Source organism: Polaromonas sp. CF318 (genome assembly GCF_000282655.1).
Taxonomy (GTDB): Bacteria; Pseudomonadota; Gammaproteobacteria; order Burkholderiales; family Burkholderiaceae_C; genus Polaromonas.
The window spans coordinates 22,438-39,982 of record NZ_AKIV01000072.1 but is presented as its reverse complement, the minus strand read 5'-3'; the positions used below and the strand labels follow the sequence as shown (position 1 = coordinate 39,982).

Sequence of the window (17,545 nt, the reverse complement as noted above, 5' to 3'; positions counted from 1 at the left end):
ATTCCAAATGGGAACACCAAAGCTTCCAAAATTGACAAACCAGGCGTTTCGGGAAATTCTAAACTGGGGACAAGCGCCCCAGATCCAGAAAACCCGGAATTCGGAGACAAGCCCCGTGACCCACCCCCCGACTGCCGCACCCGCCCTGCCCGCCCACGCCATCATCCGCGAGGTCGGCCTGCGCGACGGCTTGCAAAGCATTGCCGCCGTGATGCCGACCGCCCACAAGCTCGAATGGCTGCGCCAGGCCCATGCGGCCGGCCAGCGCGAGATCGAGGTCGGCTCTTTCGTGCCGGCGCGCCTGCTGCCGCAGCTGGCCGACACGGCCGAGCTGGTCGCCTATGCCAAGACCCTGCCCGGCCTGGTGACCTCGGTGCTGGTGCCCAACCTCAAGGGCGCGGAGCGCGCCATCGAATCGGGCGCCGACCTGATGCTGCTGCCGCTGTCGGCCAGCCATGCCCACAGCCTGGCCAATTTGCGCAAGACGCCCGACGAAGTGGTTGAGGAGATTGGCCGCATACGCGCGGCGCGCGACGCTTCGGGTTCGCGCATGGTGCTCGAGGTCGGCATGAGCACGGCTTTTGGCTGCACGCTGCAGGGCCGGGTAGCGCCGGCCGAGGTGCTGCGCCTCTTGCAGGCCGTGCTGGACGCCGGCGCCGACCGCGTGAGCCTGGCCGATACCGTGGGGTATGCCGACCCGGCCATGGTGCGCGACTTGTTCGAGGCGGCTTTTGCCCTGGTGGGCGACAAGCTGGCCTGCGGGCATTTCCACGACACGCGCGGTATGGGCATGGCCAATGTCTATGCCGCGCTGCAGACCGGCATGACGCGCTTTGACGCCTGCCTGGCCGGCATAGGCGGCTGCCCGCACGCGCCCGGCGCCAGCGGCAATGTGGCCAGCGAAGACCTGGCCTATATGTTCGCGAGCATGGGCATACAGACCGGCATTGACTTCGACAAACTCATGGCCTTGCGCGGCCAGGTCGCGGGCTGGCTGGCAGGCGAAAGCCTGCACGGCACGCTGTGGCGCGCGGGCCTGCCCAAAACCATGCGGCCCGCCGCCGCAAGCGCCTAAACTCTTCGCTGGCAGGCTTTGCCGCATCGCTTTTTTCTTTTACGACACCCGCATGCAAAACACCCCTGCTTCCACCCCACCCCAGCCGCTGGCCGGCCTGCGCGTCGTGGAGTTCACCCACATGGTCATGGGCCCGACCTGCGGCATGCTGCTGGCCGACATGGGCGCCGAGGTCATCAAGGTCGAGCCCATAGACGGCGACCGCACGCGCCACCTGCTGGGCGCGGGCGCGGGCTTTTTCCCGCTGTTCAACCGCAACAAGAAGAGCATTGGCATAGACCTGCGCGATCCGGCTGGCGCCGAGGTGGCGCGCAGGCTGTGCGCCAGCGCCGACGTGGTGGCCGAGAACTTCAAGCCCGGCACCATGGCCAAGTACGGCCTGGACTACGTCGCACTGAGCGCCGCCAACCCGCGCCTGATTTACGCCAGCCACAAGGGCTTTTTGCCCGGCCCCTACGACCACCGCACGGCGCTGGACGAAGTCGTGCAGATGATGGGCGGCCTGGCCTATATGACGGGCCGGCCCGGCGACCCGCTGCGCGCCGGCAGCAGCGTCAACGACATCATGGGCGGCATGTTCGGCGCCATCGGCGTGCTGGGCGCGCTGATACAGCGCGGCATCAGCGGCAAGGGCATGGAGGTGCAGTCGGCCCTGTTCGAGAACAACGTCTTCCTGGTCGGCCAGCACATGCTGCAGTACGCCATCACCGGCCAGCCGGCCGCGCCCATGCCGGACCGCATCTCGGCCTGGGGCGTGTACGACGTGTTCAGCGTGAAGGACGGCGAGCAGATCTTCCTGGCCGCCGTCAGCGACGCGCAATGGGCCGCGTTTTGCGACGCGCTGGGCTTTGCCGACCTCAAGGCCGATGCGCGCTACGCCGGCAACAACCAGCGCGTCACCGCGCGCCCCACCCTGCTGCCGCTGCTGCGCGAACGCCTGGCGCTGCGCAGCGCCGCGGAGCTGGTGGCGCTGTTTGAAGCGGCCGGCCTGCCCTTCGCGCCCATACGCCGGCCCGAAGAGCTCTACGACGACGAACACCTGCTGGCCACCGGCGGGCTGGCCGACATCAAGCTGCCCGACGGCGAGCGCGCCGGCCAGACCGCCAAGACCACGCTGCTGCCACTGACCATGGAAGGCCAGCGCCTCAAGGTGCGGCTGAACCCGCCCACGCTGGGCGAACACACGCGCGAACTGCTCGCCGGCCTGGGTTACGGCGAGGGCGACATCGAGCGCCTGCACCGCGAAGCGGCGGTGTCATGATGCGCTGAACACCCCACGATCACGACAAAGGAGACAAGACATGCACAACACAACAAACACCCTCAAAAATCCCGCCAACACCCAGCGCCGCCGCACGCTGCAGGGCCTGGGCGCACTGCTGCTGGGCGGCGGCCTGGCCTGGGCGCCGCGCCGCCTGCTGGCTCAGGCAACGGAGCGCGCGGTGCGCTTCATCCTGCCGGTGGGCGCGGGCTCGGGCGTGGACACCATCGTCCGCGCCGCCACCGCGGCCCTGGGCAAGACGCTGGGCCACCCGGTGGTGATTGAAAACCAGCCCGGCGCGGGCGGCATCGTCGGCACCTCGGCGCTGGTCAAGGCGGCGCCCGACGGCATGACGCTGGGCGTGGTGTCCAACAACCACGTGGTCTACCCCAGCGTCTATAAGTCGCTGCCTTTCGACCCCATCAACGACATCACGCCCATCTGTGTGCTGGGCAGCACGCCTTTTGTGCTGGTGGTCAACCCGGCCAAGGTGGCGGCGACCAATGTGAAGGAGCTGGTGGCCCTGCTGAAGGCCAGGCCCGAGGCCTACAACTACGCGTCTTCCGGCAACGGCACCATATTGCACCTGGCGGCCGAGATGTTCATGGACGAGGCTCAGGTCAAGGTCAAACACATCCCCTACAAGGGCGTGGGCCCCATGGTGACCGATTTGATAGGCGGCCAGGTCGAGCTGGGCGTGCTGGCGCTGCCTGCGGTGCAGGCGCACCTCAAGAGCGGCGCGCTGCGCGCCATCGGCGTGGGCAGCGCGGCCCGCGTGGCGGCCGCGCCCGAGATCCCGACGATTGCCGAGCAGGGCCTGCCCAACTACAACATCGAAGGCTGGTTCGCCGTGGTCGGCCCGGCCAAGCTGCCCATGGCCGAAGCCAGGCGCATCCAGGCCGCCGTGGCCGCCGCCTACGCAACGCCCGAGGTCAAGGAAGCCATGGCCAAGCAGGGCAACACCATCAACCCCGGCACGCCCGAGGCGGCCGCGCAGTTCTTTCGCAGCGAGATGGTGAAGTACGCGCGGCTCGTGAAGAAAGCCGGCGTCGAGTTGCAGTAAGCCCTAAGCCGGCAAGCCGGACACCCGATTTCATCCGCAGATGACGCAGATTTACGCAGATGAAGTCAAACTCAATTGGAGTTTCATCTGCGCCAATCTGCGTCATCTGCGGATAATTTCTCAGGCCTACAGCTTGGCGATGGACACTTCAGTCGACTTGACCAGGGCCACGACCTCGCTGCCGACAGCCAGCTCCAGCTGGTCCACCGAGCGCGTGGTGATGACCGAGGTCACGATGCCCCAGGGCGTTTCGACGTCGATTTCGGACACCACGTCGCCGCGGATGATTTCCTTGACCTTGCCGCGGAACTGGTTGCGGACATTGATGGCTTGGATGGACATAAAGGTTCTCCTGGAACTTGGTGAAAGAATCGTTGAACAAGTAAAGTTCAAACCGCCCAGCGCACGCCGTGCACCGGGGTGTTGGGCCATAGCGGTTCGCTGGGCGAGATCGCCTCGCCGGGCTGCTGCAGCACGCGGTCCAGGATCTTTTTTTTCGAATGTGACGGCTCGTTCCCTACCAGTGCCGGCGCGGAACCGGCTTCGCCGGGCCGCAGCGGGCGCCCCCTGGGGGGAGGCGGCCAGAGGCCGCTTCGGGGGGTTACTTACTTTCTTGTATAGATCTGGTCGAAGGAGCCGCCGTCGGCGAAGTGCTCCTTGTCAGCCTTGGTCCAGCCGCCAAAGGCCTGGTCTATGGTGAACAGGTTCAGTTTGGGAAATTGCCTGGCGTATTTGGCAATGGCTTTTTGCGAGACGGCCGGGCGGTAGAAGTTTTTGCCGGCGATGTCCTGGCCTTCTTCGGAATAGAGGTACTTCAGGTATTCCTCGGCCACGGCGCGCGTGCCCTTTTTGTCCACGTTCTTGTCGACCACGGCGACGGCCGGTTCGGCCAGGATGCTCAGCGAGGGCACGACCACGTCGAACTTGGCGCCGAATTCCTTTTCCAGCAGGAAGGCCTCGTTTTCCCAGGCGATCAGCACGTCGCCCTGGGCGCGCTGGGCAAAGGTGATGGTGGAGCCGCGGGCGCCGGTGTCCAGCACCGAGACATTGCCGTAGAGCTTGGCGACAAACTCCTTGGCCTTGGCGTCGCTGCCGTATTTGCGCTTGGCGAATTCCCAGGCGGCCAGGTAGTTCCAGCGGGCGCCGCCCGAGGTCTTGGGGTTGGGCGTGATCACATTGATGCCGGGCTTGATGAGGTCGTCCCAGTCCTTGATGCCCTTGGGATTGCCCTGGCGCACGGCCAGCACAATGGTGGAGGTATAGGGTGAGGAGTTGTGCGGCAGCTTCTTTTGCCAGTCGGCGGACAGCCAGCCGCCGTTCTTGACCAGCGCGTCGGTGTCGCCGGCCAGGGCCAGGGTGGCGACGTCGGCATCCAGGCCGTCAATGATGGAGCGCGCCTGCTTGCCGGATCCACCGTGCGACTGCTTGATGGTCACGTCCTGGCCGGTCTTGGCCTTCCAGTATTTGATGAAGGCGGCGTTGTACTCGACGTAAAGCTCGCGGGTCGGGTCGTAGGACACGTTCAGCAGCGTGACGGGCGGCTTGGGCGGCTGCTGGGCTTGGGCCGTCAGCAGTGACCCTGCCAGCGTCAAACCCAAACCCAGGGCGGCGGCCGTGCGGGTGGAAACATTGATAAAGTTGCGGCGTGAAGTCATGGTTGCTCTCTTTTCCAGAAAATGCGTGTAAATGCAGACAAAATGGATTCTGGAAGCAGCCTTAGAAAACCGGAACGAATAAAAACTCAGTTCTTTATTCTGTATTTATCCTTGGACACCCTTTGGGGCCCCTGGATTGCCTTTTTAGATCCCCCCGATACACGAAAGAACCCTCGCCATGGCACGCCTCGTCAAATGCATCAAGCTCGGTAAAGAAGCCGAAGGCCTGGATTTCCCCCCCTACCCCGGCCCCCTGGGCAAACGCATCTGGGATGAAGTCAGCAAGGAGGCTTGGGCGGACTGGATGAAGCAGCAAACCATGCTGGTCAATGAGAACCGCCTGAACCTGGCCGACGCCCGCGCCCGCCAGTACCTGGCGCGCCAGATGGAAAAGCATTTTTTTGGGGACGGCGCCGACGCCGTCCAGGGTTACGTGCCTCCCAGCCAATAAGGCCCCCACGCTTGTCGCTTCGCGTACTCTGCTGCCCCCCTGCGGCCCGGCAAAGCCGGTTCCGCGGCCCCGGCTGGCTTGAAATTGGGGCCCACACACCTGTCACTAATATGAACCTTGCGCTGGTCTGCCATGGCTGAAGTGATTGAGTGGCTGGACGACGGCACGGCCGGCGGCAGCCCCTTCAGCCCGCGTTTCGGCGACCGCTACCGCAGCGAACTGGGCGGGCTGGACCAGGCGAAAGAAGTCTTTCTCAAGGGCTGCGGCCTGCCCGGGGCGTGGGCCGGCCAGCCGCAATGGACGGTGCTGGAAACCGGTTTCGGCCTGGGCCTGAATTTCCTCGTGACCTGGGCCGCCTGGAAGGCCGACCCGCAGCGCCCCCACCTTCTGCATTTCGTCTCGACCGAGGCCTTTCCGGCCAGCGCGGCCGACGTGCTGCGCGGCGCCCAGACCCATCCCGAACTGATCCCCCTGGCCGAACAATTGCAGGCCCAGTTCTGGGGCCTGCTGCCGGGCTTTCACCGGCTGGTGTTTGAGGGCGGCCGGGTCTTGCTGACGCTGTGCATAGGCGACGCCAAAGCCATGCTGCGGGAGCATTCTTTCGAGGCCGATTCGGTCTACCTGGACGGCTTCAGCCCGCAGCGCAACCCCGACATCTGGGATGTGCACACCTTCAAGGCGGTGGCGCGCTGCTGCCGGCGCGGCACACGGGTGGCCACCTGGACCATCGCGCGCAGCGTGCGCGACGGGCTCGCCCAATCCGGCTTTGTCGTTAAAAAAGTGCCGGGCATACCGCCCAAGCGCGACAACCTGCAGGGCGAGTTCAACCCGGCCTGGGAACCCAAAAAAGCCCAGCCGCCGCCAGCGCGCCGCGACCCAGGCACCTGTGTGGTGGTGGGCGCGGGCCTGGCCGGTGCGGCCGTGGCGGCCAGCCTGGCGCGCCGCGGCTGGCGGGTCACGGTGCTCGACGCGGCCGAAGAGCCGGCCGCCGGTGCCTCCGGCCTGCCGGCCGGCTTGCTGGCGCCGCACGTCTCGCCCGACGACAACCCGCTCTCGCGCCTGTCGCGCCACGGCATACGCGCCATGCTGCAGCAGGCCGAGGCCTTGCTGCAAGCCGGTGACTGGGGCCGCACCGGCGTGCTGGAGCATGCGGTGGAGCACCCGCGCAAACGGCCGGAAACATGGCAAACGGACTGGGCCGACGCGGCGGGCGACTGGAGCCGCCCGGCGCAGGCCGCCCAGCTCGCGCACTGCGGCCTGCCGCCGGATGCGCCCGCGCTATGGCATGCGCGCGCCGGCTGGGTCCGGCCGGCAGCCCTGGTCGAGGCCTGGCTGGCCGCGCCGGGCGTGTTATCGCAGGGCCGGTCGGCTGTGAGCCGGCTGAGCCAGGCCTCAGGCCAGTGGCAGGTTTGGGATGCGCAGGGCCGGGAGCTGGCGCGCGCCGAACTTGTGGTGCTGGCGGCTGGGTATGCGAGCCGCGCGCTGGCAACCTGCGCCGAGACGGAAAATACCGATGAGCTCGCGCTGCAGGCCATACGCGGCCAGGTCAGCTGGGGCCGGCATGAGCCCGGCACGGCCGGCGCCCTGCCCGCTTTCCCGGTGAACGGCCACGGCAGCCTGGCGCCCGCCGTGCCCCTGGCCGGCGCGGCCGGCGGCCTGGCCTGGGTCATGGGCTCCAGCTTTGAACGCGACAACACGCAAGCGGAGATCCGGCCCGAGGACGACCGGCACAATTTCAGCCGGCTGCAAACCCTGCTGCCCGAGACGGCGCGCGCGCTGGCCGCGCAGTTTGAGGCCGGGCAGGTTCAAAGCTGGGCCGGCGTGCGCTGCGCGACGCCCAGCCGCCTGCCCATGCTGGGGCCGCTGGCGGCCGGCTTGTGGGTTTGCAGCGGCATGGGTTCGCGCGGGCTGAGTTTTGCCGCGCTGTGCGGGGAGTTGCTGGCGGCCCGGCTGCACGCCGAGCCCCTGCCGTTGGAGCAGCGCCTGGCCGATGCCCTGGCGCCGCAACGCGTACCAGCCGCTTAAAGCTCAGCTCACGCTGCGCAGCAGATACTTGAGTTTTCCGGGATGCAGGGGTTTGCGCAGGCTGCCGCGCGCGCCGGCAAACCAGCCGCGCACCGCGTCCAGCGGCGTCAGCTTGCTGCCGGTCAGGATCAGGAATTCGATGTGCGGGCGCGAGGCCTCCACGCGCTTAACCATCTCCCAGCCATCAATGTCGGGCAGGTCCATGTCGAGGATCACCAGTTTGTAAAGCCGTGTGTCCATGAGCTTGAGCGCTTCGGTACCGCTGGCGGCCTCGTCCACGATCAGCCGGCCGGCCATGGCCAGGCGGGCGCGCAGGTAGAGGCGCGCATCGCGGTCGGCGTCCACCACCAGCACCTGGGCCTGCTCGGCTTCGGCTGCGGGCTCCTGCAGCGGCGAAGGCGCGGTGGGGGCTTGGGAATCAAAGTCGAGGTCCAGGTCCAGCACCGCGCCTGACTCGGAGAGCAGGTCCAGGTCGAGTTCGGGTTCCGCCGGCTTGCCGGCGGCCTGGGGGTGCTCGGCCTCCAGCAAGGCATCCATGCCTTCAATCACGGCGGCCCATTGCAGCGGGCGCTTGATCGCCAGGCGGGCCCGGGACGGCGCGTTGTCGCCTATCCAGACCAGTTTGAGATCGTCATGGGCGGGATTGGCCAGCTCGATCGCGGCCTCCCAGCTGTCGCCGTCTATCAGGGCCAGCTCGGCTTCTTCGGGCGCGGCCGCGGTCCACAGCGCATAGGCCGTGGGCCGGGTTTCGGACAGGCGAAACACCGTGTTCAGGGCGTGACGTTCCACGTCATCAAACCCGAACACTTTTACAAATATCCGCTTGACAGCCTCACCACCCGTATTCGTCATGTGGGCCCGATTATGCGGGGATTCGGCAGGCCTTTCCCCATGAAATTGACGCTCGTTGCCAAAAGGTCACTTCATGGCCGCGGCCGGGCGGCGGGCCTTGACATAGTCGTCCGGCGGCAGATAGGCCTTGCCGTCGGCATAGCGCCACTGCACCATGGTGCCCTTGTTGCCGCGCAGGTCCAGCTTGCCCACATAGGCGCCCATGGTGGACTGGTGGTCGATGGCGCGGAATTCGGCCGGGCCGAAGGGGGTGGAGAACTTCAGGCCGCGCAGCGCCGCGACCAGCTTCTCGCTGTCGGTGGAATTGGCCTTCCTGATGGCGGCGAAAATCGCCTGCATGGTGGCATAACCCACAACCGAGCCGACCTTGGGGTATTCGTTGAAACGGCGGTAGTAGTTGGCGGCGAAGCTGGCGTGCTCGCGCGAGTCGATCTGGTCCCAGGGGTAGCCGGTCACGATCCAGCCCTTGGGCGTTTCGTCTTTCAGCACATCCAGGTACTCGGGCTCGCCCGACAGCAGCGACACCACGGGTGTCCTGGGGAAGATGCCGCGCTGGTTGCCTTCGCGCACCAGCTTGGCCAGGTCGGCGCCGAAGGTCACGTTGAAGATGGCGTCGGGCTTGCTCTGCATGATGGCTTGCAGCGTGGTACCGGCATCGAGCTTGCCGAGCGCGGGCCACTGCTCGCCGACGAACTCCACGTCGGGGCGCCTGGCCTTGAGCAGCTCCTTGAAGGCGGCCACGGCGCTGGTGCCGTATTCATAGTTGGGGGCGATCACGGCCCAGCGTTTGGCCGGCAGCCTGGCGGCCTCCTCGACCAGCATGGCGGCCTGCATATAAGTACCGGGGCGCAGGCGGAAGGTGTAGCGGTTGCCCTTATCCCAGATCAGCGCATCGGTCAGCGGCTCGCTGGCGATAAACACCTTTTTGTTCTTCTGGGCATGGTCGGCCAGCGCCAGCCCGACGTTGGACAGGAAACCGCCGGCCAGCACGTCGACCTTTTCCTTGGAAGTCAACTCGATCGCGTGGCGCAAGGCCTCTTCGGGCTTGCCGGCGTCGTCGCGGGCGATGACCTCGACCTTGCGGCCCAGCAGGCCGCCGGTGACGTTGATCTCTTCCACGGCGAGCTGCCAGCCCTGGCGGTAGGGCTGGGTGAACTGGGGGATGGTCGAATAGCTGTTGATTTCGCCGATCTTGACGGGCGTTTTCGAGCCGCCCTGCGCCAGCGCCAGGCCGGCCGCCGATGCCAGAAACAAACCGCCCAGCAGGACGGATTTTGCAAATTTCACGGTTTTCTCCAAAAAGTAGGCGATTCGTTCCATCAAGCCGGCGCGATCGGGGTGGCCAGCCGGGAAAAGCAGGGACTGTACCAGCGCATTGTGGATGCGAGGTGCCCGGATGCGCGATTGTGGATTTTCTTTAAGCAGACAGCGGCCGAAATCGCCCTGAAATCCGCATATTTGCTGGCGAATAAGCTTATCCAGATAACGGCAGAACAAATGTGTAGTTTGTTTTTATAAGCTGCACACTTACATTTTCCGGCATGCATGAATTTGCCTTTGTATTTGCCGGCTTTGCCGTGGGTTTGGTGGTGGGCCTGACCGGTGTGGGCGGCGGCTCGCTGATGACGCCGCTGCTGATCTTCTTTTTCGGCATCAAGCCGCACCTGGCCATAGGCACCGACCTGCTGTTCGCCGCCTTTACCAAGATGGGCGGGACCGTGAGCCTGGCGCGTGCCCGCGCGGTCGACTGGAAAATCGTCGGCCAGACCGCCGCCGGCAGCATCCCGGCCTCGCTGGCCACGCTTTATATGTTGCAGCGCCTGGGCCCCGCCAACCCGGCGACCCAGACCATCATGACGACCACCCTGGGCCTGGCGCTGCTGCTGACGGCCGGCGCCACCTTCTACAAGGTGCTGCGCGGAAAAGCCGCCCCCACCAGCATCGCCCCCGAAGCAATCGTCCAGGCCACGCGCGCGCGCCACTGGTCGCTGCCGCTGCTGTTCGGCGCGGTCATAGGCACGCTGGTCACCCTGACTTCCGTGGGCGCGGGCGCCATCGGCGTGATCGTGCTGATGCTGCTGTACCCCACCCTGCCGCTGCCGCGCATCGTGGCGGCCGACATCGCCCATGCCGTGCCGCTGACCCTGGTCGCGGGCCTGGGCCACGCCTCCATCGGTTCGGTCGACTGGTCGCTGCTGATCAAGCTGCTGGCCGGCTCCCTGCCCGGCATCTGGCTGGGCTCGCACCTGGTGCACAAGACGCCGGATCGCGTGATCCGCTCGCTGCTCTCGGTGCTGCTGGCCTATGCCGGCGTGAAACTGATCTCGATCTGACCGGCAGCAAGCCGCTTTCCTTATAAAAAAATCCCACGTTTGAATCCCGACAGCCATGTACCAATACACAGAATTTGACCGCGAGTTCGTCAAAGCCCGCGCCAACCAGTACCGCGACCAGCTGAGCCGCTGGCAGGCCGGCAAGCTGCCGGAAGACGAATTCCGTCCCTTGCGCCTGCAAAACGGCTGGTACGTGCAGCGTTACGCGCCCATGCTGCGCGTGGCCGTGCCTTATGGCGAGCTGTCGAGCGCGCAGGTACGCGTGCTGGCCAAAATCGCCCGCGAATACGACCAGCCCAATGCCGCGCTCTTCAACGACGCCCAGGCCAAGCAGGACAAGCTGGGCCCCGTCAACCTCAAAAGCGGCCTGTCGGTCAGCTCCAAGCTGACGACCGGTTATGCCCACTTCACGACGCGCCAGAACGTGCAGTACAACTGGATCCCGCTGGACAAATCGGCCGACGTGATGGACCTGCTGGCCAGCGTCAACATGCACGGCATCCAGACCAGCGGCAACTGCATACGCAACATCACCAGCGACGAGCGCGCCGGCATCGCCGTCGATGAGATCGCCGACCCGCGGCCCTTCGGCGAAATCCTGCGCCAGTGGAGCACGCTGCATCCCGAGTTCGCCTTCCTGCCGCGCAAGTTCAAGATCGCCATCAGCGGCGCCCGTGAAGACCGCGCCGCCACGGCCTGGCACGACGTGGGCCTGCACCTGGTCCGCAATGCCGAAGGCGAGCTGGGCTTCAAGGTACTGGTGGGCGGCGGCATGGGCCGCACGCCGGTCATCGGCACGGTGATACGCGAGTTCCTGCTCTGGAACCAGATCATGAATTACCTGGAAGCCGTGGTGCGCGTGTACAACCGCTACGGCCGCCGCGACAACATCTACAAGGCGCGCATCAAGATCCTGGTGAAGGCCGAAGGCCAGCGCTACATCGACGAGGTCGAGGCCGAGTACAAGCAGATCATCGAACACGACGGCGCACCGCACACCATCACCCAGGAAGAACTGGACCGTGTGACCGCTTCTTTCGTGCCGCCCACGCTCAACTGCGACCGCAAGAGCGCCGATGCCAAGATCGCCAACATCCTGCGCGCCGCCGCCGAGGACGACATCGAGTTCGGCCGCTGGCTGCAGCGCAACGTGGCACCGCACCAGAACCCCGACCTGCGCGCCGTGACCCTCTCCTTCAAGCGCCTGGGCCAGGCACCGGGCGACGCGACGGCCGACCAGCTCGACATCGCCGCGGACCTGGCCGACCAGTTCAGCGCCGGCGAGGTGCGCGTCACGCACGACCAGAACCTGCTGCTGCCCTGGGTGCGCTGCGACGAGCTGCCGGAACTCTGGCGCGCCGCCCGCAAGGCCGGTTTCGCCAAGCCCAACGTCCGCCTGCTGACCGACATGATCGCCTGCCCCGGCGGCGATTTCTGCTCGCTGGCCAATGCGCGCTCCATCCCCATCGCCGAGGCCATCACCGAGCGCTACCAGGACATGGACGAACTGCACGACCTGGGCGAGATCGACCTGCACATCAGCGGCTGCATCAACTCCTGCGGCCACCACCACAGCGGCCACATCGGCATCCTGGGCGTGGACAAGGACGGCCTGGAGTGGTACCAGGTCTCGCTGGGCGGCTCCGACGGCTCCGCGCTGAGCGGCGCCTCGGTGCCCGGCAAGGTGGTGGGTCCCTCGTTCACCGGCGCCGAAGTTCCCGAAGTCATTGAAGCGGTGCTGGACACCTACCGCCAGCTGCGCGAGGACGGTGAAACCTTTATCGCGACCCTGCGCCGCGTGGGCATGGAACCCTACAAGGCCGCCGCCAAGGCCGCGCGCTTTGCCCCCAACACCGTCGCGCACTGAAAGGAATGACGATGAAACTGCTGCCTTTCAATGAACACAGCGGCACCGAACAAGCCGGTGTCCTGGCCATCGCGAACGACGCCGATCCCTTCGAGGTCTCGCTGGCCGGCGTTACGCGCATAGACCTGCACTTCCCGAAATTCACCGACGGCCGCGCCTACAGCCAGGCTTTTTTGCTGCGCCGCCGCCGTGAATTCAAGGGCGAGATCCGCGCCACCGGCGATGTGCTGGTGGACCAGTTGGCGCAGATGGAGCGCAGCGGCTTTGACACCGCAGTGCTGCGCGCCGACCAGGACATGGCCATCGCCCAGCGCGTGCTGGCGTCCTATCCCGGTTACGGCGTCGGCAAATACCAGGGCGACGCGGTCGACGTACAACCCCATTTCAAGGAAGCGGCTGCCGCCTGAACACCATGAGTCTCGACCTCGCAAAAATCAACGCGGAACTCGGCCACAACGCGCAGGGCCTGGTGGGCTGGGCCGTGGGACTGGGCCGACCCGCCATCGTCACCACCAATTTCCGCCCCTTCGAGGCGGTGATACTGCACATGGTGACGCGCGCCAATCCCCGCGTTCCCGTGGTCTGGATGGACAACGGCTACAACACCGAAGCCACCTACCGCTTCGCCGACGAAGTGACCAGGCTGCTCAAGCTGGACCTGCATATTTACCTGCCGCGCCGCTCCCGTGCGCACCGCGAGGCCGTGGAAGGCCCGACCCCGGCGCTGGACGATCCACGCCATGCGGCCTTCACGGAAGAAGTGAAACTCGAGCCATTTGCCCGCGCCCTGCGTGAAACCGCCCCCCAGGTCTGGTTCACGGCCTTGCGCGCCACCGACACCGCGGTGCGCGCCCAGATGGACCCGGTCAGCGTCAACCCCGACGGCCTGATCAAGGTCGCGCCGCTGCTGCACTGGTCTTCCAAGGACCTTTACCAGTATTGCGAAATCAACGGCCTGCCCAACAACTTCGACTATGTGGACCCCACCAAGGGCGAAGACAACCGCGAGTGCGGCCTGCACCTTGCGCACTGACGGCCCCTCCCCCATACCTCACCCCGCAGACCTATGAACGCCCGCACACCCTCCCACCTGCTGCCAGCCGACCCGGCGACCTCCATCGCGCGGCTGTCCAACTCCCACCTCGATGCGCTGGAAGAAGAAACCATCTTCATCCTGCGCGAAGTGGCCGCGGCCTTTGAGCGTCCGGCCCTGCTGTTTTCGGGCGGCAAGGACTCGTTGGTGATGCTCAAGTGCGCGGAGAAAGCTTTCGGCGTGGGCCGCATTCCCTACCCGCTCCTGATGATTGACACCGGCCACAACTTCCACGAAGTGACCGATTTCCGCGACTTCCGCGCCAAGGAGCTGGGCGCCGAGCTGATCGTGCGCAACGTCGAGGACTCCATGAAGCGCGGCACCGTGCGCCTGGCCCATCCCGGCGAGTCGCGCAATGTGCACCAGTCGGTCACGCTGCTGGAGGCGATCGACGAATTCCGCTTTGACGCCCTGATAGGCGGTGCGCGCCGCGACGAGGAAAAGGCCCGTGCCAAGGAGCGCATCTTTTCGCACCGCGACAGCTTCGGCCAGTGGCAGCCCAAGGCGCAGCGCCCCGAACTCTGGACGCTGTTCAACACACGGCTGCAGCCCGGCGAGCACTTTCGCGTGTTCCCGATCTCCAACTGGACCGAGCTCGACGTGTGGCAGTACATCGAACGCGAAAAGATCGCGCTGCCTTCGCTGTATTACGCGCACCAGCGCAAGGTGGTGGAGCGCAAGGGCCTGCTGGTGCCGGTGACGGAGCTGACCCCCGCGCGCGACGGCGAGCAAATCGTTGAAAAAACCGTGCGCTTTCGCACCGTGGGCGACATCACCTGCACCTGCCCGGTGGACAGCCCGGCCGCCACGGCCGCCGAGATCGTGATTGAAACACTGGCCGCCGACGTGAGCGAGCGCGGCGCCACGCGCATGGACGACAAGACCTCCGACGCATCGATGGAAAAGCGCAAAAAGGATGGGTATTTCTGATGAGCACGACTGATTTGACCGCCGGCGACGTGAAACTCGCGCCCCCCGGCCAGAACGACCTGAAACCGGCGCTGAAATTCATCACCTGCGGCTCGGTCGACGACGGCAAGAGCACCTTGATAGGCCGCCTGCTGGTGGACAGCCGCGCGGTGCTCCAGGACCACCTGGCCGGCGTGCAGCGCGGCGGCGAGACCGATCTGGCCCTGCTGACCGACGGCCTCTCGGCCGAGCGCGAGCAAGGCATCACCATCGACGTGGCCTACCGCTACTTCGCCACCGAAAGCCGCAAGTTCATCATCGGTGACGCGCCCGGCCATGAGCAGTACACCCGCAACATGGTGACGGCCGCCTCCAGCGCCGACGCCGCGGTGGTGCTGGTCGACGCCACCAAGCTGGACTGGAAAAACCCTTCGCTGGAGCTGCTGCAGCAAACCCGCCGCCATTCGCTGCTGGTCAACCTGCTGCGCGTGCCCTCCATCGTGTTCGCGGTCAACAAACTCGACGCGGTCGAAGATCCAACGCTGGCATTCAGGAACATAGCCGCGGCCCTGGCGGCCTTCGCCCAGGCCGCGCGCATCCCGGTGAAAGCGACCGTGCCGCTGTCGGCCCTCAAGGGCTACAACGTGGTCGACGGCAAGCCCGGCTGGTGCGGCTACGAAGGCCTGTCGCTGCTGCAACTGCTGGAACACCTGCCCGTCACGGCCGCCGAAAGCACCGAAGCCTTTTCCTTCCCGGTGCAATGGGTCGAAAAATTCTCCTCCTCCTCGGACACCTCACAGGGCCGCCGCGTTTTCTGGGGCCGTGTCGCCACGGGCGGCGTGCAGCCCGGCCAAAGCGTGACCATCCTGCCCAGCGGCAAGACGGCGGTGGTGGCCCAGGTGCTGGACCATACCCGCCAGCCCAGGACCATACTGGCCGGCCACAGCGCGGGCATCGTGCTGGACCACGAAGTCGACGTGTCGCGCGGCGACTGGCTGCTGGCCGTGGACAGCTTCGAGCCCTCGCGCGAGATCTCGGCCACCGTGGCCTGGATGGACGACGAGCCGCTGGTCGCGGGCCGCGTCTACTGGACGCTGCACGGCCACCGCTGGGTCAAGGCCAAGGTCAAGCGCATCGTGCACAAGCTCGACGTGAACACCCTGGCCGAGGAAGACGCCGGCGAGCTGCCGCCCAACGCCATCGGCCACATCGAGCTGAGCCTGCAGGAGCCGCTGGCCACCCTGCCCTATTCGCGCTCGCGCATCCTGGGCTCGCTGGTGCTGGTGGATACGGCCTCGCACAGAACCTCGGGCGCGGCGCTGGTCCTTTGAGCCGGCCTTCACGCGAAGCAGCCCGCGCTTCGCATTCTTGATAACCCTGTTCGCGGAAACCTCTTAAAATCAAGGGTTTCCACCGACTAGCCTAGAAAAACATGACCCACATCGTCTCCGAATCCTGCATCCGCTGCAAATACACCGACTGTGTGGATGTCTGCCCCGTGGACTGCTTCCGCGAAGGCCCCAACATGCTGGTGATCGATCCGGACGAGTGCATTGACTGCGCCGTCTGCATTCCCGAATGCCCCGTGAACGCCATCTATGCCGAGGAAGACGTGCCGGCCGACCAGATTGCTTTCATCAAGCTCAATGTGGAGTTGAGCCGCGCCGAGGGCTGGAAAAGCATTACAAAGCGCAAGGACGCTCTGCCCGACGCCGAGGAATGGAAAGACAAGACGGGCAAACTGTCCGAATTGATCCGATAAGCCGACCCGGGGCCGCCGGCCCCAGGCCCTTCCCGGGCCGCCATGCGCCTCGCCGGGCGCCCCAGGAAACATGGAACCCCAACTGAACCAAGAAGTGATCAACACCGCAGCCGAGCACGACGGCCCCATCGAGACCGATGCGGTGATCGTGGGCGCCGGGCCCGTGGGACTGTTCCAGGTGTTCGAGCTGGGCCTGCTGGAGATCAAGGCGCATGTGATCGACTCGCTGGCCTACCCGGGCGGCCAGTGCATAGAGCTCTACCCCGACAAGCCGATCTACGACATTCCCGCCGTGCCCATGTGCACCGGAAGGGAACTGACCGACAACCTGCTCAAGCAGATCGAGCCTTTCGGCGCCACCTTTCATTTCGGCCAGGAAGTCAGCACGGTCGAGCGGCAGCAGGACGGCCGCTTCTTTGTCGAAACCTCCAAGGGCACACGTTTTCTGACCAGGACGATTTTCATCGCGGCGGGCGTAGGTGCTTTCCAGCCCAAGCTGCTGCGCGTTGATGGCCTGGAGCAATTTGACGGCAGCCAGCTGTTCTACCGTGTGAAGAATCCGGCCGACTTCGCCGGCAAAAACCTGGTCATCGTGGGCGGCGGCGACTCCGCGCTCGACTGGGCGCTGAATTTCGCGGCCGAGGGCCCCAACAAGGCCGAGAGCGTGATCCTGGTCCACCGGCGCGACGGCTTCCAGGCTGCGCCCGCGAGCGTGGCCAGGATGCGTGAACTCTGCGAGGCCTACGAGATGCAGTTCATCGTGGGCCAGGTCACCGGCTACGAAGAAAAGCAGGGCCGGCTCACCGCCGCCAAGGTCACCGGCTCCGACGGCATCACGCGCGTTGTGCCGCTGGACGTGCTGCTGGTGTTCTTCGGCCTGTCGCCCAAGCTCGGGCCGATTGCCGACTGGGGCCTGGACATCGAACGCAAGCAGCTCAAGGTGGATACCGAGAAGTTCTCCACCAACATCCCCGGCATCTTCGCGGTGGGCGACATCAACACCTACCCCGGCAAGAAAAAACTGATCCTGAGCGGCTTCCACGAGTGCGCGCTGGCGGCCTTTGGTGCAGCGCCCTTCATCTTCCCGGATAAAAAAATCCACCTGCAATACACCACGACCAGCCCGAAACTGCACAAGGTGCTGGGCGTTGAATCGCCGGTGTTTGACGACTGAGCCGGAACAGCCGCTATGCCCTGCA

General features: G+C 65.8%; 17 protein-coding genes. 13 read left to right on the top strand and 4 right to left on the bottom strand.

Annotated elements, in window-relative coordinates:
- Positions 1-115: 115 nt before the first annotated feature.
- The 3 genes from PMI15_RS13615 to PMI15_RS13605 are packed head-to-tail and all read left to right on the top strand — an operon-like array spanning position 116 to position 3,399.
- On the top strand, positions 116-1,075 hold the full coding sequence (locus PMI15_RS13615) for a hydroxymethylglutaryl-CoA lyase (protein ID WP_007869755.1): 960 nt from the start codon (positions 116-118) through the stop codon (positions 1,073-1,075).
- A 52-nt stretch (positions 1,076-1,127) separates the two neighbouring features.
- The gene (locus PMI15_RS13610; RefSeq protein WP_007869752.1) at positions 1,128-2,336 is read left to right on the top strand and encodes a CaiB/BaiF CoA-transferase family protein; all 1,209 of its coding nucleotides are present in this window, start codon (positions 1,128-1,130) and stop codon (positions 2,334-2,336) included.
- 40 nt (positions 2,337-2,376) lie between these two features.
- Positions 2,377-3,399 carry a tripartite tricarboxylate transporter substrate binding protein gene (locus PMI15_RS13605; RefSeq protein ID WP_007869748.1) on the top strand — a complete coding sequence of 341 codons (1,023 nt, stop codon included), beginning with the start codon at positions 2,377-2,379 and terminating at the stop codon, positions 3,397-3,399.
- A gap of 126 nt (positions 3,400-3,525) precedes the next feature.
- On the opposite strand, the gene PMI15_RS13600 is transcribed toward PMI15_RS13605, so the two are convergent.
- Positions 3,526-3,741, bottom strand: coding sequence for a molybdopterin-binding protein (locus tag PMI15_RS13600; protein ID WP_007869745.1), 216 nt, complete (start codon positions 3,739-3,741; stop codon positions 3,526-3,528).
- Between the two features lie 263 nt (positions 3,742-4,004).
- A complete protein-coding gene (locus PMI15_RS13595; protein ID WP_007869743.1) occupies positions 4,005-5,054 on the bottom strand; it encodes a sulfate ABC transporter substrate-binding protein in 1,050 nt (349 codons plus the stop codon).
- A 178-nt stretch (positions 5,055-5,232) separates the two neighbouring features.
- Here PMI15_RS13595 and PMI15_RS13590 point away from each other — a divergent pair, with 178 nt between their 5' ends.
- Together PMI15_RS13590 and mnmC are read left to right on the top strand one after the other, a co-directional pair.
- Complete coding sequence (locus PMI15_RS13590; protein ID WP_007869741.1) at positions 5,233-5,505, top strand: oxidative damage protection protein; 273 nt, start codon at positions 5,233-5,235, stop codon at positions 5,503-5,505.
- A gap of 132 nt (positions 5,506-5,637) precedes the next feature.
- Positions 5,638-7,530, top strand: a complete 1,893-nt coding sequence (gene mnmC / locus PMI15_RS13585; protein WP_007869739.1) for an FAD-dependent 5-carboxymethylaminomethyl-2-thiouridine(34) oxidoreductase MnmC — start codon at positions 5,638-5,640, stop codon at positions 7,528-7,530.
- Between the two features lie 3 nt (positions 7,531-7,533).
- Here the strand turns inward: mnmC and PMI15_RS24060 are convergent, their stop codons facing one another.
- The gene (locus PMI15_RS24060; protein ID WP_238541121.1) at positions 7,534-8,319 is read right to left on the bottom strand and encodes a response regulator; all 786 of its coding nucleotides are present in this window, start codon (positions 8,317-8,319) and stop codon (positions 7,534-7,536) included.
- A 129-nt stretch (positions 8,320-8,448) separates the two neighbouring features.
- On the bottom strand, positions 8,449-9,702 hold the full coding sequence (locus PMI15_RS13575) for an ABC transporter substrate-binding protein (protein ID WP_007869735.1): 1,254 nt from the start codon (positions 9,700-9,702) through the stop codon (positions 8,449-8,451).
- Between the two features lie 221 nt (positions 9,703-9,923).
- On the opposite strand from PMI15_RS13575, the gene PMI15_RS13565 reads away from it, so the two are divergent.
- The 8 genes from PMI15_RS13565 (at position 9,924) to PMI15_RS13530 (ending at position 17,520) form a co-directional block, all read left to right on the top strand.
- Entirely contained in the window at positions 9,924-10,715 is a 792-nt protein-coding gene (locus PMI15_RS13565) for a sulfite exporter TauE/SafE family protein (protein WP_007869733.1), read from the top strand.
- Positions 10,716-10,770: 55 nt separating this feature from the next.
- On the top strand, positions 10,771-12,582 hold the full coding sequence (locus PMI15_RS13560) for a nitrite/sulfite reductase (protein ID WP_007869730.1): 1,812 nt from the start codon (positions 10,771-10,773) through the stop codon (positions 12,580-12,582).
- 11 nt (positions 12,583-12,593) lie between these two features.
- The gene (locus PMI15_RS13555; RefSeq protein ID WP_007869728.1) at positions 12,594-12,989 is read left to right on the top strand and encodes a DUF934 domain-containing protein; all 396 of its coding nucleotides are present in this window, start codon (positions 12,594-12,596) and stop codon (positions 12,987-12,989) included.
- Between the two features lie 5 nt (positions 12,990-12,994).
- Positions 12,995-13,615, top strand: a complete 621-nt coding sequence (locus tag PMI15_RS13550) for a phosphoadenosine phosphosulfate reductase family protein (RefSeq protein ID WP_007869726.1) — start codon at positions 12,995-12,997, stop codon at positions 13,613-13,615.
- Between the two features lie 33 nt (positions 13,616-13,648).
- On the top strand, positions 13,649-14,605 hold the full coding sequence (gene cysD / locus PMI15_RS13545) for a sulfate adenylyltransferase subunit CysD (RefSeq protein WP_007869724.1): 957 nt from the start codon (positions 13,649-13,651) through the stop codon (positions 14,603-14,605).
- Positions 14,605-15,915 (top strand): sulfate adenylyltransferase subunit 1, encoded by a 1,311-nt coding sequence (locus PMI15_RS13540; RefSeq protein ID WP_007869722.1) that lies wholly within the window; start codon positions 14,605-14,607, stop codon positions 15,913-15,915. The genes cysD and PMI15_RS13540 overlap by 1 nt, the downstream gene beginning before the upstream one ends.
- 101 nt (positions 15,916-16,016) lie before the next feature.
- Complete coding sequence (fdxA, locus tag PMI15_RS13535; protein ID WP_007869720.1) at positions 16,017-16,346, top strand: ferredoxin FdxA; 330 nt, start codon at positions 16,017-16,019, stop codon at positions 16,344-16,346.
- Between the two features lie 70 nt (positions 16,347-16,416).
- The gene (locus PMI15_RS13530) at positions 16,417-17,520 is read left to right on the top strand and encodes an NAD(P)/FAD-dependent oxidoreductase (RefSeq protein ID WP_007869718.1); all 1,104 of its coding nucleotides are present in this window, start codon (positions 16,417-16,419) and stop codon (positions 17,518-17,520) included.
- Positions 17,521-17,545 lie beyond the last annotated feature (25 nt).

What these genes read in the sequence shown, in the direction of transcription:
- PMI15_RS13610 (WP_007869752.1), top strand. Translation starts at nt 1,128, where the DNA reads ATGCAAAACACCCCTGCTTCCACCCCACCCCAGCCGCTGGCCGGCCTG.
- PMI15_RS13605 (WP_007869748.1), top strand. Translation starts at nt 2,377, where the DNA reads ATGCACAACACAACAAACACCCTCAAAAATCCCGCCAACACCCAGCGC.
- PMI15_RS13600 (WP_007869745.1), bottom strand. Translation starts at nt 3,741, where the DNA reads ATGTCCATCCAAGCCATCAATGTCCGCAACCAGTTCCGCGGCAAGGTC.
- PMI15_RS13595 (WP_007869743.1), bottom strand. Translation starts at nt 5,054, where the DNA reads ATGACTTCACGCCGCAACTTTATCAATGTTTCCACCCGCACGGCCGCC.
- PMI15_RS13590 (WP_007869741.1), top strand. Translation starts at nt 5,233, where the DNA reads ATGGCACGCCTCGTCAAATGCATCAAGCTCGGTAAAGAAGCCGAAGGC.
- mnmC (WP_007869739.1), top strand. Translation starts at nt 5,638, where the DNA reads ATGGCTGAAGTGATTGAGTGGCTGGACGACGGCACGGCCGGCGGCAGC.
- PMI15_RS13575 (WP_007869735.1), bottom strand. Translation starts at nt 9,702, where the DNA reads ATGGAACGAATCGCCTACTTTTTGGAGAAAACCGTGAAATTTGCAAAA.
- PMI15_RS13565 (WP_007869733.1), top strand. Translation starts at nt 9,924, where the DNA reads ATGCATGAATTTGCCTTTGTATTTGCCGGCTTTGCCGTGGGTTTGGTG.
- PMI15_RS13560 (WP_007869730.1), top strand. Translation starts at nt 10,771, where the DNA reads ATGTACCAATACACAGAATTTGACCGCGAGTTCGTCAAAGCCCGCGCC.
- PMI15_RS13555 (WP_007869728.1), top strand. Translation starts at nt 12,594, where the DNA reads ATGAAACTGCTGCCTTTCAATGAACACAGCGGCACCGAACAAGCCGGT.
- PMI15_RS13550 (WP_007869726.1), top strand. Translation starts at nt 12,995, where the DNA reads ATGAGTCTCGACCTCGCAAAAATCAACGCGGAACTCGGCCACAACGCG.
- cysD (WP_007869724.1), top strand. Translation starts at nt 13,649, where the DNA reads ATGAACGCCCGCACACCCTCCCACCTGCTGCCAGCCGACCCGGCGACC.
- PMI15_RS13540 (WP_007869722.1), top strand. Translation starts at nt 14,605, where the DNA reads ATGAGCACGACTGATTTGACCGCCGGCGACGTGAAACTCGCGCCCCCC.
- fdxA (WP_007869720.1), top strand. Translation starts at nt 16,017, where the DNA reads ATGACCCACATCGTCTCCGAATCCTGCATCCGCTGCAAATACACCGAC.
- PMI15_RS13530 (WP_007869718.1), top strand. Translation starts at nt 16,417, where the DNA reads ATGGAACCCCAACTGAACCAAGAAGTGATCAACACCGCAGCCGAGCAC.